Source organism: Paracoccus zhejiangensis, assembly GCF_002847445.1.
Lineage (GTDB): Bacteria > Pseudomonadota > Alphaproteobacteria > Rhodobacterales > Rhodobacteraceae > Paracoccus > Paracoccus zhejiangensis.
This window is the reverse complement of record NZ_CP025430.1, coordinates 2319235-2335151: the sequence shown is the minus strand read 5'-3', so window position 1 is coordinate 2335151 and position 15917 is coordinate 2319235. Positions and strand designations below refer to the sequence as shown.

The 15917-nt window shown below is 67.9% G+C and carries 16 protein-coding genes; 2 read left to right on the top strand and 14 right to left on the bottom strand.

The window, feature by feature from the left end; all coding sequences use genetic code 11:
- Positions 1-7: 7 nt before the first annotated feature.
- From tilS to ybgC, 10 genes are all read right to left on the bottom strand, one after another.
- Positions 8-1273, bottom strand: a complete 1266-nt coding sequence (tilS, locus tag CX676_RS11315; protein ID WP_101752709.1) for a tRNA lysidine(34) synthetase TilS — start codon at positions 1271-1273, stop codon at positions 8-10.
- Positions 1263-2222 carry a tetratricopeptide repeat protein gene (locus tag CX676_RS11310; RefSeq protein ID WP_232816423.1) on the bottom strand — a complete coding sequence of 320 codons (960 nt, stop codon included), beginning with the start codon at positions 2220-2222 and terminating at the stop codon, positions 1263-1265. Before CX676_RS11310 ends, tilS begins: the two co-directional genes overlap by 11 nt.
- Positions 2219-2746 (bottom strand): OmpA family protein, encoded by a 528-nt coding sequence (locus CX676_RS11305; RefSeq protein WP_101754281.1) that lies wholly within the window; start codon positions 2744-2746, stop codon positions 2219-2221. Before CX676_RS11305 ends, CX676_RS11310 begins: the two co-directional genes overlap by 4 nt.
- An 8-nt stretch (positions 2747-2754) precedes the next feature.
- Positions 2755-4080 (bottom strand): Tol-Pal system beta propeller repeat protein TolB, encoded by a 1326-nt coding sequence (gene tolB, locus CX676_RS11300; RefSeq protein ID WP_408634459.1) that lies wholly within the window; start codon positions 4078-4080, stop codon positions 2755-2757.
- A gap of 133 nt (positions 4081-4213) precedes the next feature.
- Positions 4214-5785 carry a protein TolA gene (locus CX676_RS11295; protein WP_232816422.1) on the bottom strand — a complete coding sequence of 524 codons (1572 nt, stop codon included), beginning with the start codon at positions 5783-5785 and terminating at the stop codon, positions 4214-4216.
- A complete protein-coding gene (locus CX676_RS11290) occupies positions 5778-6230 on the bottom strand; it encodes an ExbD/TolR family protein (RefSeq protein WP_101752706.1) in 453 nt (150 codons plus the stop codon). The genes CX676_RS11295 and CX676_RS11290 overlap by 8 nt, the downstream gene beginning before the upstream one ends.
- Before the next feature lie 3 nt (positions 6231-6233).
- Positions 6234-6926, bottom strand: a complete 693-nt coding sequence (gene tolQ, locus CX676_RS11285; RefSeq protein WP_101752705.1) for a protein TolQ — start codon at positions 6924-6926, stop codon at positions 6234-6236.
- 139 nt (positions 6927-7065) lie between these two features.
- The gene (locus CX676_RS11280) at positions 7066-7767 is read right to left on the bottom strand and encodes a sulfotransferase-like domain-containing protein (RefSeq protein ID WP_101752704.1); all 702 of its coding nucleotides are present in this window, start codon (positions 7765-7767) and stop codon (positions 7066-7068) included.
- A gap of 14 nt (positions 7768-7781) precedes the next feature.
- A complete protein-coding gene (locus CX676_RS11275; protein WP_101752703.1) occupies positions 7782-8687 on the bottom strand; it encodes a D-amino acid aminotransferase in 906 nt (301 codons plus the stop codon).
- The gene (ybgC, locus tag CX676_RS11270) at positions 8684-9073 is read right to left on the bottom strand and encodes a tol-pal system-associated acyl-CoA thioesterase (RefSeq protein ID WP_101752702.1); all 390 of its coding nucleotides are present in this window, start codon (positions 9071-9073) and stop codon (positions 8684-8686) included. The genes CX676_RS11275 and ybgC overlap by 4 nt, the downstream gene beginning before the upstream one ends.
- Positions 9074-9177: 104 nt before the next feature.
- On the opposite strand from ybgC, the gene CX676_RS11265 reads away from it, so the two are divergent.
- A complete protein-coding gene (locus tag CX676_RS11265) occupies positions 9178-10047 on the top strand; it encodes a hypothetical protein (RefSeq protein ID WP_157935905.1) in 870 nt (289 codons plus the stop codon).
- A gap of 14 nt (positions 10048-10061) precedes the next feature.
- On the opposite strand, the gene CX676_RS11260 is transcribed toward CX676_RS11265, so the two are convergent.
- The 3 genes from CX676_RS11260 to CX676_RS11250 form a co-directional block, all read right to left on the bottom strand.
- A complete protein-coding gene (locus CX676_RS11260; RefSeq protein WP_101752700.1) occupies positions 10062-10655 on the bottom strand; it encodes a hypothetical protein in 594 nt (197 codons plus the stop codon).
- Positions 10656-10794: 139 nt separating this feature from the next.
- Positions 10795-11436, bottom strand: a complete 642-nt coding sequence (locus CX676_RS11255) for a 3-oxoacid CoA-transferase subunit B (protein WP_101752699.1) — start codon at positions 11434-11436, stop codon at positions 10795-10797.
- A 3-nt stretch (positions 11437-11439) separates the two neighbouring features.
- Positions 11440-12144, bottom strand: coding sequence for a CoA transferase subunit A (locus tag CX676_RS11250; RefSeq protein WP_101752698.1), 705 nt, complete (start codon positions 12142-12144; stop codon positions 11440-11442).
- 330 nt (positions 12145-12474) lie between these two features.
- On the opposite strand from CX676_RS11250, the gene CX676_RS11245 reads away from it, so the two are divergent.
- On the top strand, positions 12475-13185 hold the full coding sequence (locus CX676_RS11245) for a prephenate dehydrogenase (RefSeq protein ID WP_101752697.1): 711 nt from the start codon (positions 12475-12477) through the stop codon (positions 13183-13185).
- Here CX676_RS11245 and topA read toward each other — a convergent pair whose 3' ends face one another.
- Positions 13186-15891: a type I DNA topoisomerase gene (gene topA, locus CX676_RS11240; protein ID WP_101752696.1), complete on the bottom strand. Its 2706-nt coding sequence runs from the start codon at positions 15889-15891 to the stop codon at positions 13186-13188.
- Positions 15892-15917: the final 26 nt, after the last annotated feature.

The following is a 15917-nucleotide window of genomic DNA, read 5'->3' as shown; positions in this document are numbered from 1 at the left end:
GCGCGGGTTAATGTGCAAAGATCAGCCCCCGAAACTGCTCGAGCCCCCGCATCGGGCGGGCGGTATAGGGTGTCTGACGCAGAACCGGGGCGGCAACCAGCCGCTCGCCCTCCCAGATGGCCGGGCTGCTGGCCGCCTCGTCGCGCGTCAGGCCCGAGGCGCGCCAGGCGGCTTGCGGCAGGGTCAGCGACTCGAACCCCAGCGCGGCGACATGCTGGCCGGGCTGAAGCCCACCGACCCGCCAGCGGTTGTCCCAGACCAGGTCGCTGTCATCGCCATCGGGCAAGGCGGGGGCGGCGCGCAGCGCGGCGGCGGGTTCGCGGACGATCCGCAGCCGGTCGCCCGAGGGCGCCAGCAGCGCGCCATCCAGCGTCACCCGGCTGCCGGCGGCGATGCCCGCCAGCGCATGGCTGACGGTGGCGCGGCGGGGAGAATAATCCGCGCCGGTGATCCAGCGGGTTGCGGCGATGATCAGGCGGCGGTGGATCTCGGGCGGGCTGCGACGAAAGGGGCCGCGCGGCAGGACCAGCGTGCCATTGGCGGTCCCGGCATCCTGCGCCGCCTCGGCGGTGTAGAATTGCAGCGCCTCGCGCGCCAGCGCGATGTTCTCGGCGGCGAGTGCCAGCGGCTCGGGACGCAGACCGGTCGCCGCCATTGCCTTGCGCATCCGCACCCGGTCGAAGCCCTCGTTCTCGTTGCTCGGATCATCGATCCAGCCGATCTGGCGCGCGGCCAGCCAGTCGCGCAGTTCCGCCCGGCCCACGCCCAGCATCGGCCTGATCCAGCGGATGCCGAAGGCGTCGCGCCATTCGGCCATACCGGCCAGACCGTCGACGCCCGCGCCGCGCGCCATGCGCATCAGCAGCGTCTCGGCCTGATCGTCCAGCGTATGGCCCAGCAGCACCGCCGTCAGGTTGTTGCGCTGCGCCCAGCCCGAGATCAGCCGCAGGCGCGCGTCCCGGGCATTGGCCATCAGGTTGCCGGCCTCGGTATCGCGCCGCCAGAGCAGGGTGGCATGGGGGATCTCCAGCGCCAGCGCCGCCCGGTGCGCCGCCTGCGCCTCCTCGGCGCTGCCCTCGCGCAGCCCGTGATCGACGGTGGCCGCCATCAGCCGCCGTCCGCGCGCCCAGTCTTTCGCCAGATGCATCAGCGCGGTCGAATCGCCCCCGCCCGACAAGGCAATGCCAAGGCCCGGCAGATCGCCCGCCAGTCTGTCCAGCGCGGCATGGACCCGGAAGGCAACAGGGTCGCCGCCCGCGCTCTCAGCCTTCATCGGCCAGATCGGCAGCGGCTTCCGGGTCGGTGCCCTCCGGCAACTCGCCCGCACCGCACTCCAGCGCCGCCATCCGCCGCTCGGCCTCGGTCGCTGCATCCGTGCCGGCAAAGCGCACCGGGATCTCGGAGAGATAGAGGCAGGCGGTCTGCGGCTCATCGGTTTCGCTGATGATCCGGGCAATGCCCAAGAGGCTTTCGGCCGAACGGCTGCCCTGCGGATCGGCGGCAAAGGCCTCGAGCCATGCAGTCGCCGCGCCCTTGGCATCTCCCGCGTTGTCCAGCGCCGAGCCGCGCATGAACAGCGCCTCGGCGGTCAGCGGTCCGCCGGCATGGGTTTGGGCAACGGCCGCGAAGAGTTCTGCTGCGCGGAGAAAGTCACCCTGACCGAGCACCTCCTGGGCCCGGTCGAAATCCTGCTGCTCGGCCCCGGTGGGCGTTGCCGCGCCGGTTTCCTCCGCCGTTGCGGGCGCTGTCTGCCCGCCGACCGAAACGCCGCCGCCGCCGCCCTGGCTGCCCAGATCGGGCTGGGTCATCAGCGCGCCCAGATCGCAATTCGCGTCCATCTCGCACAGGCGGAACTCGATATCGCCGATCCGCCGGGTGCCGTCGCGCACGACGCGCTGGATCTCGTGCTGCAGCTTCTCGGTCTGGCCGGTCAGCCGGCTCAGCTGCGCCTCCATCGCGTTCATCCGGTCGATGGCGCTGTCGCCCCCCGCCGCCTGAAACCCGGCAGCGCCCGAGGCGACCAGTTCGCCCCGCAGCGCCTGCAGCTCGTCGGTCAGTTGACCCAATTGCGTGCGCAGATCAGCCAGCGTCGCCGCATCGGCCTGCGAATTGGCCGGTGCCGCGTCCAGTGCGGGCATGGCGGGGGCATCCGCCGTTTGCGCGGCGGCCAGGCCGGCCGACCCGAGGGTCAGCGCCAGGGCAAACGCCGCGCTGCGGATCATGCGCCGGCCCCTTGCGTGACCACGGTCTGCGCCCGGCGGTTCTTGGCAAAGCAAAGCTCCGTCGAGCAGACCTCGAGCGGGCGTTCCTTGCCATAGGTATTGGTGCGCACGCGCCCGGCCTCGACCCCTTGCGAGATCAGGTATTCCTGCACCGAATTGGCGCGCCGTGCACCAAGCGCGAGGTTGTATTCCCGCGTGCCCTTCTCGTCGGCATGGCCGGCAACGCTGGCGGTGAAGCCGGTATTCTCGGTCAGCCATGCGGCCTGACGCGCCAGGATGGTGCGCGCTTCGGCGGTCAGCGTGGTCTGGTCCGCCGGGAAGATCACCGTGTCGCCGACCGTGCTGCGGAAATACTCGGCGCTGGCGGTGCCGCCAAGCGAGCCGCCCTGCAGGTCGCCCTGGTAGATCGCGCCCGCGCCGGCATTGGCATAGGGGTCGCTGATCATCTGCGGCGGGGTGGGCTGGGCGCAGGCCGACAGCAGGCCCGCAACGGCAAGAAGCGCAATCGTCACATGGTGTTTCATCTTGTCCCTCATGGCAGCAGCGGCCCCCAGGCCGGGTCCGAGGCCGCAAAACTCAGATCCAGCGGTCGCATGTTGCGACCGGTAATGTCCACCGAATGCAGCCGCGGCTCGCCATTGCCGCCGGGCGTGACGCGGGTGAACATCACCACCCGGCCATTGGGCGCCCAGGTGGGGCCCTCGTCAAGGAATGATTCCGTCAGGATTTTCTCGTTCGAGCCATCGGCCCGCATCACCCCGATGTGGAATTTCTCGCCGATCTGCCGGGTGAAGGCGATCAGGTCCCCCAGCGGCGACCAGACCGGCGTGCCATAGCGGCCCTCGCCAAAGCTGATCCGCGTGGGCTCGCCGCTGCCATCGGCGGCGATGGTGTAAAGCTGCGGCGTGCCCGAGCGGTCGCTCTCAAAGACGATCTGGCTGCCATTGGGGCTGTAGCTGGGCGAGGTCTCGATCGCGGGCGATTCGATCAGCGGGCGCGCGGCGCCGCTGGCCGGGTCCATCTGCCAGATGTCGGAATTCCCGGCCTTCTCCAGCGAGAAGACGATCCAGCGGCCATCAGGCGAATAGCGCGGCGAAAAGGCCATGCTGTCGGCCGACTGGGTCAGCGGCCGCGAGGTGACGCTGGCCACATCCATCAGCTTGATCTGCGGAAAGCCCGATTCGAAGCTGGTGAACAGGATGGAATTGCCATTGGGCGACATGCGCGGCGACAGGACCAGCGCGGAATCGTCGGTCATCCAGTCGATATTTGCGCCGTCGTAATCCATGATCCCCAGCCGCTTCATCCGCGCGTCCTTGGGACCGGATTCCTGCACGAAGGCGACGCGGCTGTCGAAATAGGGCTTCTCGCCGGTCAGCCTTGCATAGACCTGGTCGGCGACCTTGTGGGCGGCGCGGCGCCAGTCGGCCTTGGCCGATTGCATCTGCATCCCGTCGCCAAGCGGCTGGCCCGAAACCACGTCGAACAGCCGGAACTTGACGCTGACCGTGTCGCCCGTAACCGTCACCTCGCCCGTCACCAGCGCCTCGGCATTGACTGCCCGCCAGTCCTCGTAGGCGATCGGCTCCTCGAAGCTTTCGCGGCTCGACAGATGTGCGCTGGTCGGAATCTCGCGGAACAGGTCGGTGCCGGTCAGGTCGGCGGCGATCAGGTTCCTGACCAGCCCGGTGACCTCGTCGCTGCCCTGGAAAGCGGCGATGGCGATGGGCAGTGGTTCGACCACGCCATCGGTGATCTCGATGCGCAGCGGGCCGTCATCCTGCGCGAAGGCGGGGGCGGTGAGGGCGGTGGTCAGGCCGAAGGCAAGGGCCAGGGTCAGGTGTCGCATCATGGTCACGGTCTACCTTTGTATCGCGGCACGGGGAAGCGCCATCATTCGGGAACTTCGCGCAGGGGCGCGTTTTCAATGACAATAATCTTGCGGTTGTGACATTTCGCCATCGCGGCAACCCTCGCGCGCAGGGCCGGCATCACTTCACCCCCACGCCATTGGGGCTGAAGTCGATGATCACGTCCTTCCAGCGGTTGTATTTCTCGACCGGCAGGCCGTAGCCGGTGCCGGCGCAGTTCAGCACCGCGCGCTGCGCTGCCTCATAGGCCTGCTGCGCCGCCGCCGGGCTGCCGCCGGAATGGCCCATCAGCCGCATCGTGCCCGGTTCGGGCATGCCGTTCTGCGACATCGAGAAGGCCACGGTCACGCTGGTCGCCTGCGCCTCGCGAGACAGCGAGCCGACGCGCCAGCATTCGTTGATCGCCAGCCGGAAGCCCTCGCGCTCGCTCAAGGACAGGGGTGCGCCATCGGTGGCGCCGCCGCCGCTGTCGCTGTCCGCTGCCGGGTCGCCAAGCGCCTCGGAGAGGGCAGCGGTCAGCGCGTCCTGATCGGGGCTGGCTTCCTCGGCGCGCTGGCGGGCCTCTTCTGCGGCGGCTTCGGCGTCGCGGGCGGCCTGTTCGGCCTCTGCTGCCTCCTGACGCGCGCGCTCGGCCTCTTCGGCGGCGATGCGGTCACGCTCGGCCTCAGCGGCTTCTGCGGCTTCGCGCTCCTGCTGCTCGCGTTCGGCGGCGAGGCGTTCATCCTCCTGCCGCTGGCGCTCAGCTTCCTCGGCGGCGAGGCGATCCGCCTCTGCCCGCTCCTGCTCCAGCCGTTCCTGCTCCAGCCGCTCGGCTTCGGCCTCTGCGGCTGCCTGCCGTTCCGCTTCGGCGCGTCGGGCCTCCTCGGCCTCGCGTGCGGCCGCTTCCTCGCGGGAGCGGGCCTGATCCGCCTCGGCACGGGCACGGGCTTCGGCCTCGGCCTCTGCTGCTTGCCGCTCCGCCTCGGCGGCCTCTTCGCGCGCGGCCTCCTCGGCTTCGGCCTGACGGCGCGCGGCTTCCTGCGCCTGTCGCGCCTCTTCGGCCAGCCGGCGGTTGCGGTTCTCGACCAACCCATCGGGCCGGCCGCGCGGACGCGGTGAATTGTCGAGCGCCAGCTCCGAGCGCGGCGGTGCCGGCGGTTCGGGCAGGCTTGGCGGGGTCACTGCCGCATCGGGCAGGGCCGGGGTTTCCGGCGCCTCGGGCTGCGGCGTGGCGGTCTCGGCTGCCGGCGGGGTCACCGGCTGCGGCGCGGTTTCCGCCGGCTCCTCGCTCCGGCTCGGCAGTGCCTGCTGCGGCAGGGCCGTTGCCACCTCGACCGGCGGCTGCGCCTCGGCGAGATCGGTCAGGTCGGGCGCGTCCTCGGTCTCGGGTTCGGGCAGGGGCTGCGCCTCGGCCTCGGGCTCGGGCGATTGCGCGGCTTCCAGCGCGCCCGATTGCACGTCATCGGCGGCAGGCTGGGGCAGCGTTGCCACCTCCTGCTGCTGGCCCTGCACCGGGCCAGCCCCGCGCGAAGCGGCGGCGAAGTCCTGAAACTCGGCCTCGGTCATGGTCGCGACCTGGGTCATCTGGATCGGCGGCGAGGGCTGTGGCCCAAACAAGGCCCCCCCAATCGCGGCCCAGCCCAGGATGCCGACATGGCCTATGCCCGAGACCCATCTGCCGATCCGTTCCGAACGGTCCATCGGCTCAGCCATCCATGCGCGGGCCGCCAGCATCGGTGACCAGCACGATATTGGTGAAGCCGGCGACGTTCATCGCGCCCATGACCTGTACCACGCGGGCATAGGGGATCGCCCCGTCGGCGCGCAGGAAGATGCGGTCGGTCTGGCGCTCGCCAATGACCGCCTGCAGCTTGCTGACCAGTTCGGTCTCGGCGATTTCCTCGTTCATCAGCACGATCGGACCCTCGGCGGTCACCGAGATGACCAGCGGCTCCTCGGGTTCCGAGGGAACGGCGGTCGCGGCGGTGCGCGGCAGTTCCAGCGGCACGCCCACGGTCAGCAGCGGCGCGGCAACCATGAAGATGATCAAGAGCACCAGCATCACGTCGACGAAGGGCGTGACGTTGATCTCGGCCATGGGCTTGTTGCGCCGGCGGCCCCGGCCTTTCCTGCGCTCGCGCGTGACGACGTCGGCCATGGGTTACTCCCCGTCCAACTGCCGCGACAAGATGGTCGAGAACTCGTCGGCGAAGGCACCCCAGCCGCCGACGACCCGGTCGGCATCGCCCGAAAGCTTGTTGTAGAAGACCACGGCCGGGATCGCGGCCAGAAGGCCAAGCGCGGTGGCGACCAGCGCCTCGGCAATGCCCGGCGCGACCACGGCGAGGTTGGTGTTCTGGCTGACGGCAATGCGCTCGAAGGCGGTCTTGATGCCCCAGACGGTGCCGAAAAGCCCGATGAAGGGCGCGGTCGAGCCGGTGGTGGCGAGGAACGAGAGGCCGCGCATCAGCCGGCTTTCCTCGCGCTGGATGGCGACGTTCATCGCCCGGTCGATGCGCTGGGTGGCGCCGGGGATCAGCCCGCCATCGTCACGATGGCTGCGCCGCCATTCGGTCATGCCGGCGGAAAAGATCCGCTCCATCGCGCCCTTGGGGCGGTCGCTCATCCGGTCGTAGAGATCGTCCAGCGGCTCGCCCGACCAGAAGCGGCGGTCGAAGCCATTGGCATCGGTCCGCGCGGCGGTATAGGCGATCAGCTTCTGGATGATGATGGCCCAGGACCAGAACGAGGCCAGGATCAGCACGATCATCACGATCTTGACCGTCAGCGAGGCGCGCAGGAAAAGCGCGATCAGCGAAAAGTCGATGGCCTGCGCGGCCTGTAGGGGTTCCATCTCACTGCCTCATGATTTCGGTCTGCCGTTCTGGGGCGGCCTCATAGCGGCTGTTTACCAGAATGGTCAGGGGGTTGACCAACACAATGGCGCGAGGGAGGCGTGTGTGCCACAGGTCGCCGTGGCGTAAGATGGGGGTTCAGATGACCAGCTTCCGCGCCGCCACCGCCTCGTAATCCGCCCGCAGGCTCGCAGCCAGCGCCGCCAACTCGCCCTCCAGCACCGGCAGCGGCCCCTCGGCCCCGGCAAAGCCGGTCGAGCCGTTCACCGCATCATACCAATGGGCGCCCCAGACCCCGTCCTCGGGCTTGGCGCCCGGCGTCCAACCCAGCATCCGCGGGGTGAAATCAATCCCGATGGCGGCGCAAAGCGCCCTGAGCGCCGGTTCCGGCGCGCGGCGGATATCGGCGCTGTCGATCACCACCGGACGTTTCCCGCGTGAGACCAACTCCTCGTAAAGCTCACGCTGGCGCCGAAAGCCCAGTTCCCCCGCATCTGGCAGACCACGCTTGGCCGAAAAGCTCGCCACCACCCGCTCGGGCTCGCGGATCAGGAAGACATTCACCAGCCCGTCCAGCCAGTCGGTCTCCATCCCGGGCAGCATGTGCTGGACCATGTGCTTCTGGTACTGGATCGGCTGCACCACCGGCCCCATCAGCGCCTCCCGCGCCACCCGCCAGTCCTGCGGCTGGCTGGCCAGCACCGCCGCGCGCATCGGATGGTCAAGCCCCGTGGCCGCCAGATAGGCGGCATAGAAGGGTTCGTCCACGCAGGCGCAATCGCCCCGCGCGCCAAAACTGCGCATCATCGCGGTCGAGAGGTTGCGCGGCCCCGACCACATGGCAATGCGCGTGTTCACGCCCCCACCTTCGCCTTGTAGAGATCCCTCAGACGCCGCGTCACCGGCCCGGCCCCGCCATCCCCGATCCTGCGGCCGTCGATCTCGGCCACGGGCGTCTGCGCCCCGAAAGTGCCGGTCAGGAAGGCTTCATCCGCCGAATAGGTCTCGACCAGCGAGAAATTCTTCTCGCGGCAGGTTATGCCGTTCTCGTGGCAAAGGTCGATCACCGCCTGACGGGTGATGCCGTTCATGCAGTAATCGCCGTTCGAGGTCCAAACCTCGCCCTTCCGCACGATGAAGAAATTGCAGCCATTGGTGGTCGAGACGAAACCCTGCGGGTCCAGCATCAGCGCCTCATCGGCCCCCGCCTTCTGCGCGGCGATGCAGGCGAGGATGCAATTCAGCTTGGAATGACTGTTCAGCTTGGGGTCCTGCGCCATCGGCATCCCCCGCACATTCGGCACCGTCGCCAGCCGGATGCCCTTGGCCATGCGATCGACCGGCACCGAATGCTCCATGATGATGACCATGGTCGGCCCGCTCCGCGACAGGCGCGGGTCCTGGAAGGGCCGCACCTTCGGCCCCCGAGTCACCATCAGCCGTGCATGGGCATCGCCGGTCATGCCATTGGCCCGCGCCGTCTCCTCCAGCGCCGCAACGATCTGGTCGGCGCTCATGCCGATCTCCAGATCGATGGCCTTCGCCCCCTCGAACAGCCGCTCCACATGCAGGTCCAGAAACGCCCACCGTCCGTTGTAAAGCCGCAGCCCCTCCCAGATGCCATCGCCCATCATGAAGCCGCTGTCATATACGCTGACCACCGCCTGATCCTTCGGCACCAGCCTTCCGTTCACCCAGATCAGGATGTCGTCATTGCGCGGGTCATGGGCGGCGTCGTGGCTGGAACGGTGTTCGGTCATCGCAGCGCCTTTCGGACGGTTTCGGGGATGCGGGCAGGGCGGCCCGAGGCCGAGAGGCAGGCCACGGTGACGCGGGCGGCGAACAGGACCGTCTCGCCCCGCAGCACGCGCTGATCCATGACGATCCGCGCCGGGGTCATCTGGTGCAGGCTCGACTCAACCACCAGCAGGTCGTCGAAGAGGGCCGGCGACAGGTAATCCGCCTCGACCCGGCGCACAGCAAAGACCACGCCCTCGCGCTCCTTCAGGGCGCTCTGATCGACGCCCAGATCGCGCAGCCAGTCGGTCCGCCCGCGCTCGATGAATTTCAGGTAATTGGCGTAATAGACGATGCCCGCCAGATCGGTGTCTTCGTAGTAGACGCGGAGCGTGATGCGATGGTTCATGGCGGCGAGACTAGGGCGGGTCCGAGGCGACCGCAATTGCTGCCGCGAGGATTGCAGGAACCGCAGGCTTGTGCAGACTGGCCGGGCCCGAGGCGAGATCCGACATGCCCCATGACGCCAGCCCAGCCCCGCCATCGCCACGGCTTCATGTCATGATCGCCAGCGCCGCGCCTGTTGCCGTGATCTTCAGGCGCAGCCCATCCCGACTGGTGCAACTGATCCGCTGGCACCTCGGCGATGACCAGATCGAAGCCGGGCAGTGGTTCAAGGGCCTTATCCACGCGGCACGCTGCGATCTTTCACCCTCGGGGCAATACCTGATCTATTTCGCCGCCATCCATCGCGCGCCCTATGGCAGCTGGACGGCGATCAGCCGCCCGCCCTATCTGACCGCCCTCGCGCTCTGGCCCAAGGGCGACAGTCGGGGTGGCGGTGGCATGTTCACCGGCGAAGCGCAGGTGGTTCTGGATCACCAGCCGAAGGAGATGGTGCTGGCCGAGGGGTTCGACCTGCCCGAGAATTTTCGACCGACATCGATCGCGGCCCATTCCGGCTGGACACCGGGCGATCTCGAGGAACGCAAGGCGCTGCGCGATGGCTGGCAGGTGATCGCCGAGGCCGGACTGCTCTATCCCGTGCCGGGCAGTCGCCCTCGGCCGTTCATGCCGATGCGGCAGCATGAAAAGCCGGGCGAAGATGGCCTACGTCTTCGCCGGCTCCGAAGCAGCTTCGAGCGCGGGCACAGAACAGAATACGCGGTGACCGACCGCCACGGGCGCATGATCCTGACGCTGCCGAACTGCGACTGGGCGGATTGGCAGGGCGGCGATCTGCTCTATGCCCAGGGCGGGGCGCTCTATCGCCTGCGCGGCGGTTCATTGGCGCAGGGCTTGGCGCAGGCCGAACAGGTCCATGATTTCAACGGCACCCAATTCGCCCCGCTGGCCCCGCCGGACTGGGCGACCCGCTGGTAGGCCCCGCTGGTTCGCTATGCGCCTGCCGCCATCCGCGCCGCCAGCCGCAGGGCAAGGCTCGGATCGGTCGAGGCCACCGGCAGCACCGGGTCATAGGCCGCCCGGATCAGCGCCGCCAGGGGGCGCGAGGGCGTCACGTCGCGGGCAAAGGTCAGCATCGCCCGCACCGCCAGCGCCTCGGCCAGCTGTGCCGGATGGGCATCGGCCAAGGCGCCTGAGAGGCGGGCGAAGGTCAGGCAGGCGCGGATGCCGCCATCGGCGTCGAAACGGAAAAGCCGGTACTGGTCCGCCCCGGCTTCGGCCAGCCGCGCCGGCAGGCCGGGCTGGCCGGTCAGCCGGTCCAGATCCGGAACGTCTGCCAGCTCGTCCCAGTCCCGGGTGAAGAAGATCATCAGGTTGCTGCCCATCTCGGGATCGGTCTCGGCCAGTGCCAGACCGGCATGAGAGGTCACCGCCCGGATGGCGCTGCGAAAGATGTCCAGCGTCTCGTCCGCGAGACCAAAGATCACCGGCGCCACCGGCCGGCCCCAGCGGGCGCAGAGAAAGCTTCCATCCGCGCGGGTGAACAGCGCGGCGATCTCGTCGGGGGTCAGGTTTGGTTCGGTCATGGCCGAGCCATACGTCCTTCCGCCCCGCGCGGCAATCGCGCCCGGACATGCGAAACGGCGCGCCCTGCCTGTCGCAGCGCGCGCCGTTTCTGTCTCGCGGAACTATCCCGGGGTGCGGGGCAGCGCCCCGCCAGACCCCTCAGTTGACGATGGTCGCCTCGGTCGAGGCGCGCAGCTCGTCCTCGCTGACGCCATCGGCCAGCTGCACGATCTTCAAGCCCCCCGGCACCACGTCCAGCACGCCGAGATTGGTGATGATCCGGTCCACCACGCCCTTGCCGGTCAGCGGCAGGGTGCAGGCCTTCAGCACCTTCGACTCGCCGGCCTTGTTGGTGTGATCCATCACCACCACCACACGGCCCACGCCGGCGACCAGATCCATCGCCCCGCCCATGCCCTTGACCAGCTTCTTCGGGATCATCCAGTTCGCCAGGTCGCCATTCTCGGCCACTTCCATCGCACCCAGGATCGCCGCCGCGATCTTGCCGCCGCGGATCATAGCAAAGCTGGTGGCGCTGTCGAAATAGCTGGTGCGGTTCAGTTCGGTGATGGTCTGCTTGCCCGCATTGATCAGGTCGGCATCCTCTTCGCCCTCAAACGGGAAGGGCCCCATGCCCAGCATGCCGTTTTCCGACTGCAGGGTGATGTCCTTGTCGCCGACATAGTTCGCCACCAGCGTCGGAATGCCGATGCCGAGGTTCACATACATGCCGTCTTCCAGTTCCTCGGCCGCACGCGCGGCCATCTGGTTGCGGTCCCAGCCCTTGGTTTCACCGGCCATGGATCAAGCCTCCTCACGCTTGCGGGTGGTGCGCTGTTCGATGCGCTTCTCGTGCGGACCCTGGATGATCCGGTGGACATAGATGCCCGGCAGATGGATGTGATCGGGATCGATCGAGCCGCGCGGGACGATCTCCTCGACCTCGGCCACGCAGACCTTGCCGCACATGGCGGCGGGCGGGTTGAAGTTGCGGGCGGTCTTTCGGAAGATCAGGTTGCCGGTGTCATCGGCCTTCCAGGCCTTGACGATCGACAGGTCGGCGACGATGCCGCGCTCGAGGATGTATTCCTGGCCGTCGAATTCCATCACCGGCTTGCCTTCGGCGATGACAGTGCCGACGCCGGTCTTGGTGTAGAAGCCCGGAATGCCCGCGCCACCGGCCCGCATCCGCTCGGCCAGGGTGCCCTGCGGGTTGAATTCGAGTTCCAGCTCGCCCGAAAGATACTGGCGCATGAACTCGGCATTCTCGCCGACATAGGAGGAGATCATCTTCTTGACCTGCCGGGTCTGCAGAAGCAGGCCCAGACCGAAATCATCGACACCGGCATTGTTGCTGGCCACGGTCAGATCCTTGACGCCGCTGTCGCGGATCGCCGCGATCAGCAGTTCGGGAATGCCCGAAAGGCCGAAGCCGCCGGCTGCGATCAGCATGCCGTCCTTCAAGAGGCCATCGAGTGCCTCGGTTGCGTTGGCATAGACCTTTTTCATCGGTCCCCCCTTTGATCTGACGGTTCGCGCCTTTCTTCGCGTGCAGGGGCAGAAGTGTCAATGTGGGCTGGCGGTATCGGGCGATGCGCAACGGGTTGCCTCGTCAGGGCCGCCGGGCCTCGGACAGAAAGCGATCCCGCGCCGCGCCGCGCCGCTTGACTAACCGCCACCGCTGGCGCATTCCCGGCCTATGAACCCGTGTTTCGCCCTGCTGAACGCCTATTACCGCCCGCTGACATAGCGGGGGCTGGAACATGTCAACCGCGCGGGGCCCGCGGTTGATCTTTGACCTTCACCACGACCTTGCGCCACACAAGGAAAGATCGTGCCGTGAAGACCCCGAAACCCCGTCTCGCCATCATCGGCTTTGGTGCCTTCGGCCAACTGGCCGCGCGGCACCTGCGCGACCATGCGCGGATCTGCGTCTCCGATCCGGTCAGCCGCGCCGATGACCTGCCGCAGGTCGGGCTGGCCGAGGCCGCCCGCGCGGATGTCATCCTGCTGGCCGTGCCGCTGTCGTGTCTGGAACAGGTGCTCACCGAGATTGCCCCGCATCTGCGGCCCGGTGCGGTGGTGATCGATGTCACTTCGGTCAAGCTCCGCCCGGCCGAGCTGATGCAGGCGCTGCTACCGGATCATGTCGGGATCATCGCGACCCATCCGCTGTTCGGTCCGGAAAGCGCGCGCGACGGCATTGCCGGCCATCGCCTCGCCTGGTGCCCGCTCAGGGGCGGCGAGCATCGCCGGCTGGCGGCCTTCCTGCGATGGCTGGGGTTGAAGGTGCTGACCACGACTCCGGATCAGCACGATGCCGAGATGGCGATGGTGCAGGGCCTGACCCACCTCATTTCCCGCAGCCTCGGCGCGCTGGGGCCGATGCCGACACGGCTGGCGACCGCCAGCTTTCAGCACCTGATCGAGGCGGCCCGAATGGTGCAGGCCGATTCGCCCGAGCTGCTGCGCACGATCCTCTGCGAGAACCCCCATGCAGAGCCGGTGCGGCGCCGGTTTCTCGACGCCGCAGCCGCAGTCACAGGCTGATCACTCGGCCTTCTTCGCCGCCGCTTTCTTGGCCGGGGCCTTCTTCGCGGTGGTCTTCTTGGCGGCCGGCTTCTTCGCCGCTGCCTTCTTCTCGCCCGCGGGCTTGGCCGCCGCCTTGCGCGTCGCCTTCTTCGGCGACTTCGCGGCCTTGGCGGCGATCAACTCCAGCGCCTGCTCAACGGTGATCGACTCGGGCGTCACGTCGCGGGGCAGGGTGGCGTTGATCTTCTCCCATTTCACATAGGGACCGAAGCGGCCGTTCATCACCTGGATGGCGCCGCCATCGGGGTGATCGCCCAGCTCGCGCAGCGGCGCGACCGCCGCGCCGCGACCGCGCGACTGCTTGGCCGCCAGCACCTCGACCGCGCGGTTCATGCCGATGGTGAAGACCTCTTCGACATCCGGCAGATTGGCGTATTTCGGACCATGCTTCACATAGGGGCCATAGCGGCCGATGCCGGCCTCGATCAGCTCGCCATCATCGGGATGCGGCCCGACCGGGCGCGGCAGGTCCAGAAGCATCAGCGCCCGTTCCAGATCAAGGCTGGCCGCGTCCCAGCCCTTGGGCAGCGAGGCGCGCGGCGGCTTCGGTACCTCTTCGGTGGCCTCGCCGCGCTGGACGTAAAGGCCAAAGCGCCCGTTCTTCAGGCTGATCGCCTCGCCGTTGTCATCGCCAAGGATGCGGTCGCCCATCGCCTCGTCGCCATCGGGGGCCGACAGCGGGCGGGTATAGCGGCAATCGGGATAGCGGGTGCAGCCGATGAAGGCCCCGCCCGAGCGCGCGGTCTTGAGGTTCAGCCGGCCCTGGTGGCACAGCGGGCATTCGCGCGGATCGCCGCCATCGGCGCGGGCCGGATAGAGATGCGGCGCCAGCGCGTCGTCGATCGCCTCCAACACCTCGGTGATGCGCAGCTCGCTGGTGCCTTCCAGCGCCTTGGTGAAATCCTTCCAGAAGCGCGCCAGCACCTCGCGCCACATCAGGTCGCCGGCGCTGATCTCGTCCAGCTCGTTCTCCATGTCGGCGGTGAAGTCATAGCTGACATAGCGCGGGAAATATTTCACCAGGAAGGCGGTGACCAAGCGACCCTTGTCCTCGGGGAACAGGCGGTTCTTGTCCTTGCGGACATATTCCCGGTCCTGGATCGTGGTGACGATGCTGGCATAGGTCGACGGCCGGCCGATGCCGAGTTCCTCCATCCGCTTCACCAGAGTCGCCTCGGTATAGCGGGGTGGCGGCTGGGTAAAATGCTGGCGCGCAGCGGTCGAGGCGGTTTCGCTGGCGATGGTGCCGGGCGCGGTCAGCTGACCTTTCGGCGCCTCGGGCAGATCACCGCCCTTGTCGCGGGCCTTGGCGAGTTCGGCGGTAAAGGCATCGGCCACCTTGCGCGCGGCCTCGCCCTGCTGAATGACCGGCAGGCGGGCGCTGTCCTCGCCCTCGTCATCGTCGCGGCCCTGGTCATAGACGCGCAGGAATCCGTCGAACAGCATCACCTGACCGGTGGCGCGCAGACCGACCTGCTTGTCCTCGCTGCCGATCTCGACCGTCGTCCGCTCCATCCGGGCGGCTTCCATCTGGCTGGCGATGGTGCGCTTCCAGATCAGGTCATAGAGCTTCTTCTGGTCATCTGCGCCGACCTTCAGCTTGTCGGGCGACAGCATCATGTCGGTCGGGCGGATACATTCATGCGCTTCCTGCGCGTTCTTGGCCTTGTTCTTGTACATGCGCGGGCTGGAGGGCAGGTATTTCTCGCCGAACTTCGCCTTGATCGCATCACGCGCCGCCATCACCGCCTCGGGCGCCATGTCGATGCCGTCAGTCCGCATGTAGGTGATGTAACCCGCCTCATAGAGCCGCTGCGCCGCCGACATGCAGGCCTTGGCCCCCATGCCCATCTTGCGGCTGGCTTCCTGCTGCAGGGTCGAGGTCATGAACGGCGGCCAGGGATTGCGGCTGGCGGGCTTGGCGCTGACCTCGGTGACGAAAAGATCGCGGCTCGACACCGCGCTGACCGCCATGGCGGCATCCTTGGCGGTGGGAAGGTCGTAACGGTCCAGCTTCTTGCCGGCGAGGCTGGTCAGCGTGGCGTCATATTCATCGCCGCCCGGCGTCGCCAGGCGAGCATGGACCGACCAGTATTCGCGGGCCTTGAAGGCCTCGATCTCCATCTCGCGGTCGACGATCAGCCGCAGGCAGACCGATTGCACCCGGCCCGCCGACTTTGCGCCGGGCAGCTTGCGCCACAAGACCGGCGACAGGTTGAAGCCGACCAGATAATCCAGCGCGCGGCGCGCCAGATAGGCATCGACCAGCGCCTGGTCGATCTGGCGCGGATGCTGCATCGCCTCGGTCACGGCGTTCTTGGTGATGGCGTTGAAGGTGACGCGGTTGACCTCGCTGCCCTTCTTCAGGGATGTCTGCAGCGCCTCGAGCAGGTGCCAGCTGATCGCCTCGCCCTCGCGGTCGGGGTCGGTGGCGAGGATCAGGTTCTGATCGTCCTTCAGCGCATCCTTGATCGCCTTCAGGTGCTTCTTGCTGTCGGAAGCGACCTCCCATTTCATGGCGAAATCGGCCTCGGGATCGACGCTGCCATCCTTGGGCGGCAGGTCGCGGACATGGCCGAAACTGGCCAGCACGCGGTAATCGCCACCGAGATATTTCTCGATGGTCTTGGCCTTGGCCGGGGATTCGACGACGACAACGGGCATGGGCTACTCGCGGCTTTGCAATTGGG

Excerpts from the sequence above, each read along its gene's own strand:
- CX676_RS11275 (WP_101752703.1), bottom strand. The coding sequence starts at position 8,687 with ATGACCGAACACCGTTCCAGCCACGACGCCGCCCATGACCCGCGCAAT.
- ybgC (WP_101752702.1), bottom strand. The coding sequence starts at position 9,073 with ATGAACCATCGCATCACGCTCCGCGTCTACTACGAAGACACCGATCTG.
- topA (WP_101752696.1), bottom strand. The coding sequence starts at position 15,891 with ATGCCCGTTGTCGTCGTCGAATCCCCGGCCAAGGCCAAGACCATCGAG.
- tolQ (WP_101752705.1), bottom strand. The coding sequence starts at position 6,926 with ATGGAACCCCTACAGGCCGCGCAGGCCATCGACTTTTCGCTGATCGCG.
- CX676_RS11305 (WP_101754281.1), bottom strand. The coding sequence starts at position 2,746 with ATGAAACACCATGTGACGATTGCGCTTCTTGCCGTTGCGGGCCTGCTG.
- tilS (WP_101752709.1), bottom strand. The coding sequence starts at position 1,273 with ATGAAGGCTGAGAGCGCGGGCGGCGACCCTGTTGCCTTCCGGGTCCAT.
- CX676_RS11290 (WP_101752706.1), bottom strand. The coding sequence starts at position 6,230 with ATGGCCGACGTCGTCACGCGCGAGCGCAGGAAAGGCCGGGGCCGCCGG.
- CX676_RS11295 (WP_232816422.1), bottom strand. The coding sequence starts at position 5,785 with ATGGCTGAGCCGATGGACCGTTCGGAACGGATCGGCAGATGGGTCTCG.
- CX676_RS11250 (WP_101752698.1), bottom strand. The coding sequence starts at position 12,144 with ATGAAAAAGGTCTATGCCAACGCAACCGAGGCACTCGATGGCCTCTTG.
- CX676_RS11265 (WP_157935905.1), top strand. The coding sequence starts at position 9,178 with ATGCCCCATGACGCCAGCCCAGCCCCGCCATCGCCACGGCTTCATGTC.
- CX676_RS11260 (WP_101752700.1), bottom strand. The coding sequence starts at position 10,655 with ATGACCGAACCAAACCTGACCCCCGACGAGATCGCCGCGCTGTTCACC.
- CX676_RS11310 (WP_232816423.1), bottom strand. The coding sequence starts at position 2,222 with ATGATCCGCAGCGCGGCGTTTGCCCTGGCGCTGACCCTCGGGTCGGCC.
- CX676_RS11280 (WP_101752704.1), bottom strand. The coding sequence starts at position 7,767 with ATGTGGTCGGGGCCGCGCAACCTCTCGACCGCGATGATGCGCAGTTTT.
- CX676_RS11255 (WP_101752699.1), bottom strand. The coding sequence starts at position 11,436 with ATGGCCGGTGAAACCAAGGGCTGGGACCGCAACCAGATGGCCGCGCGT.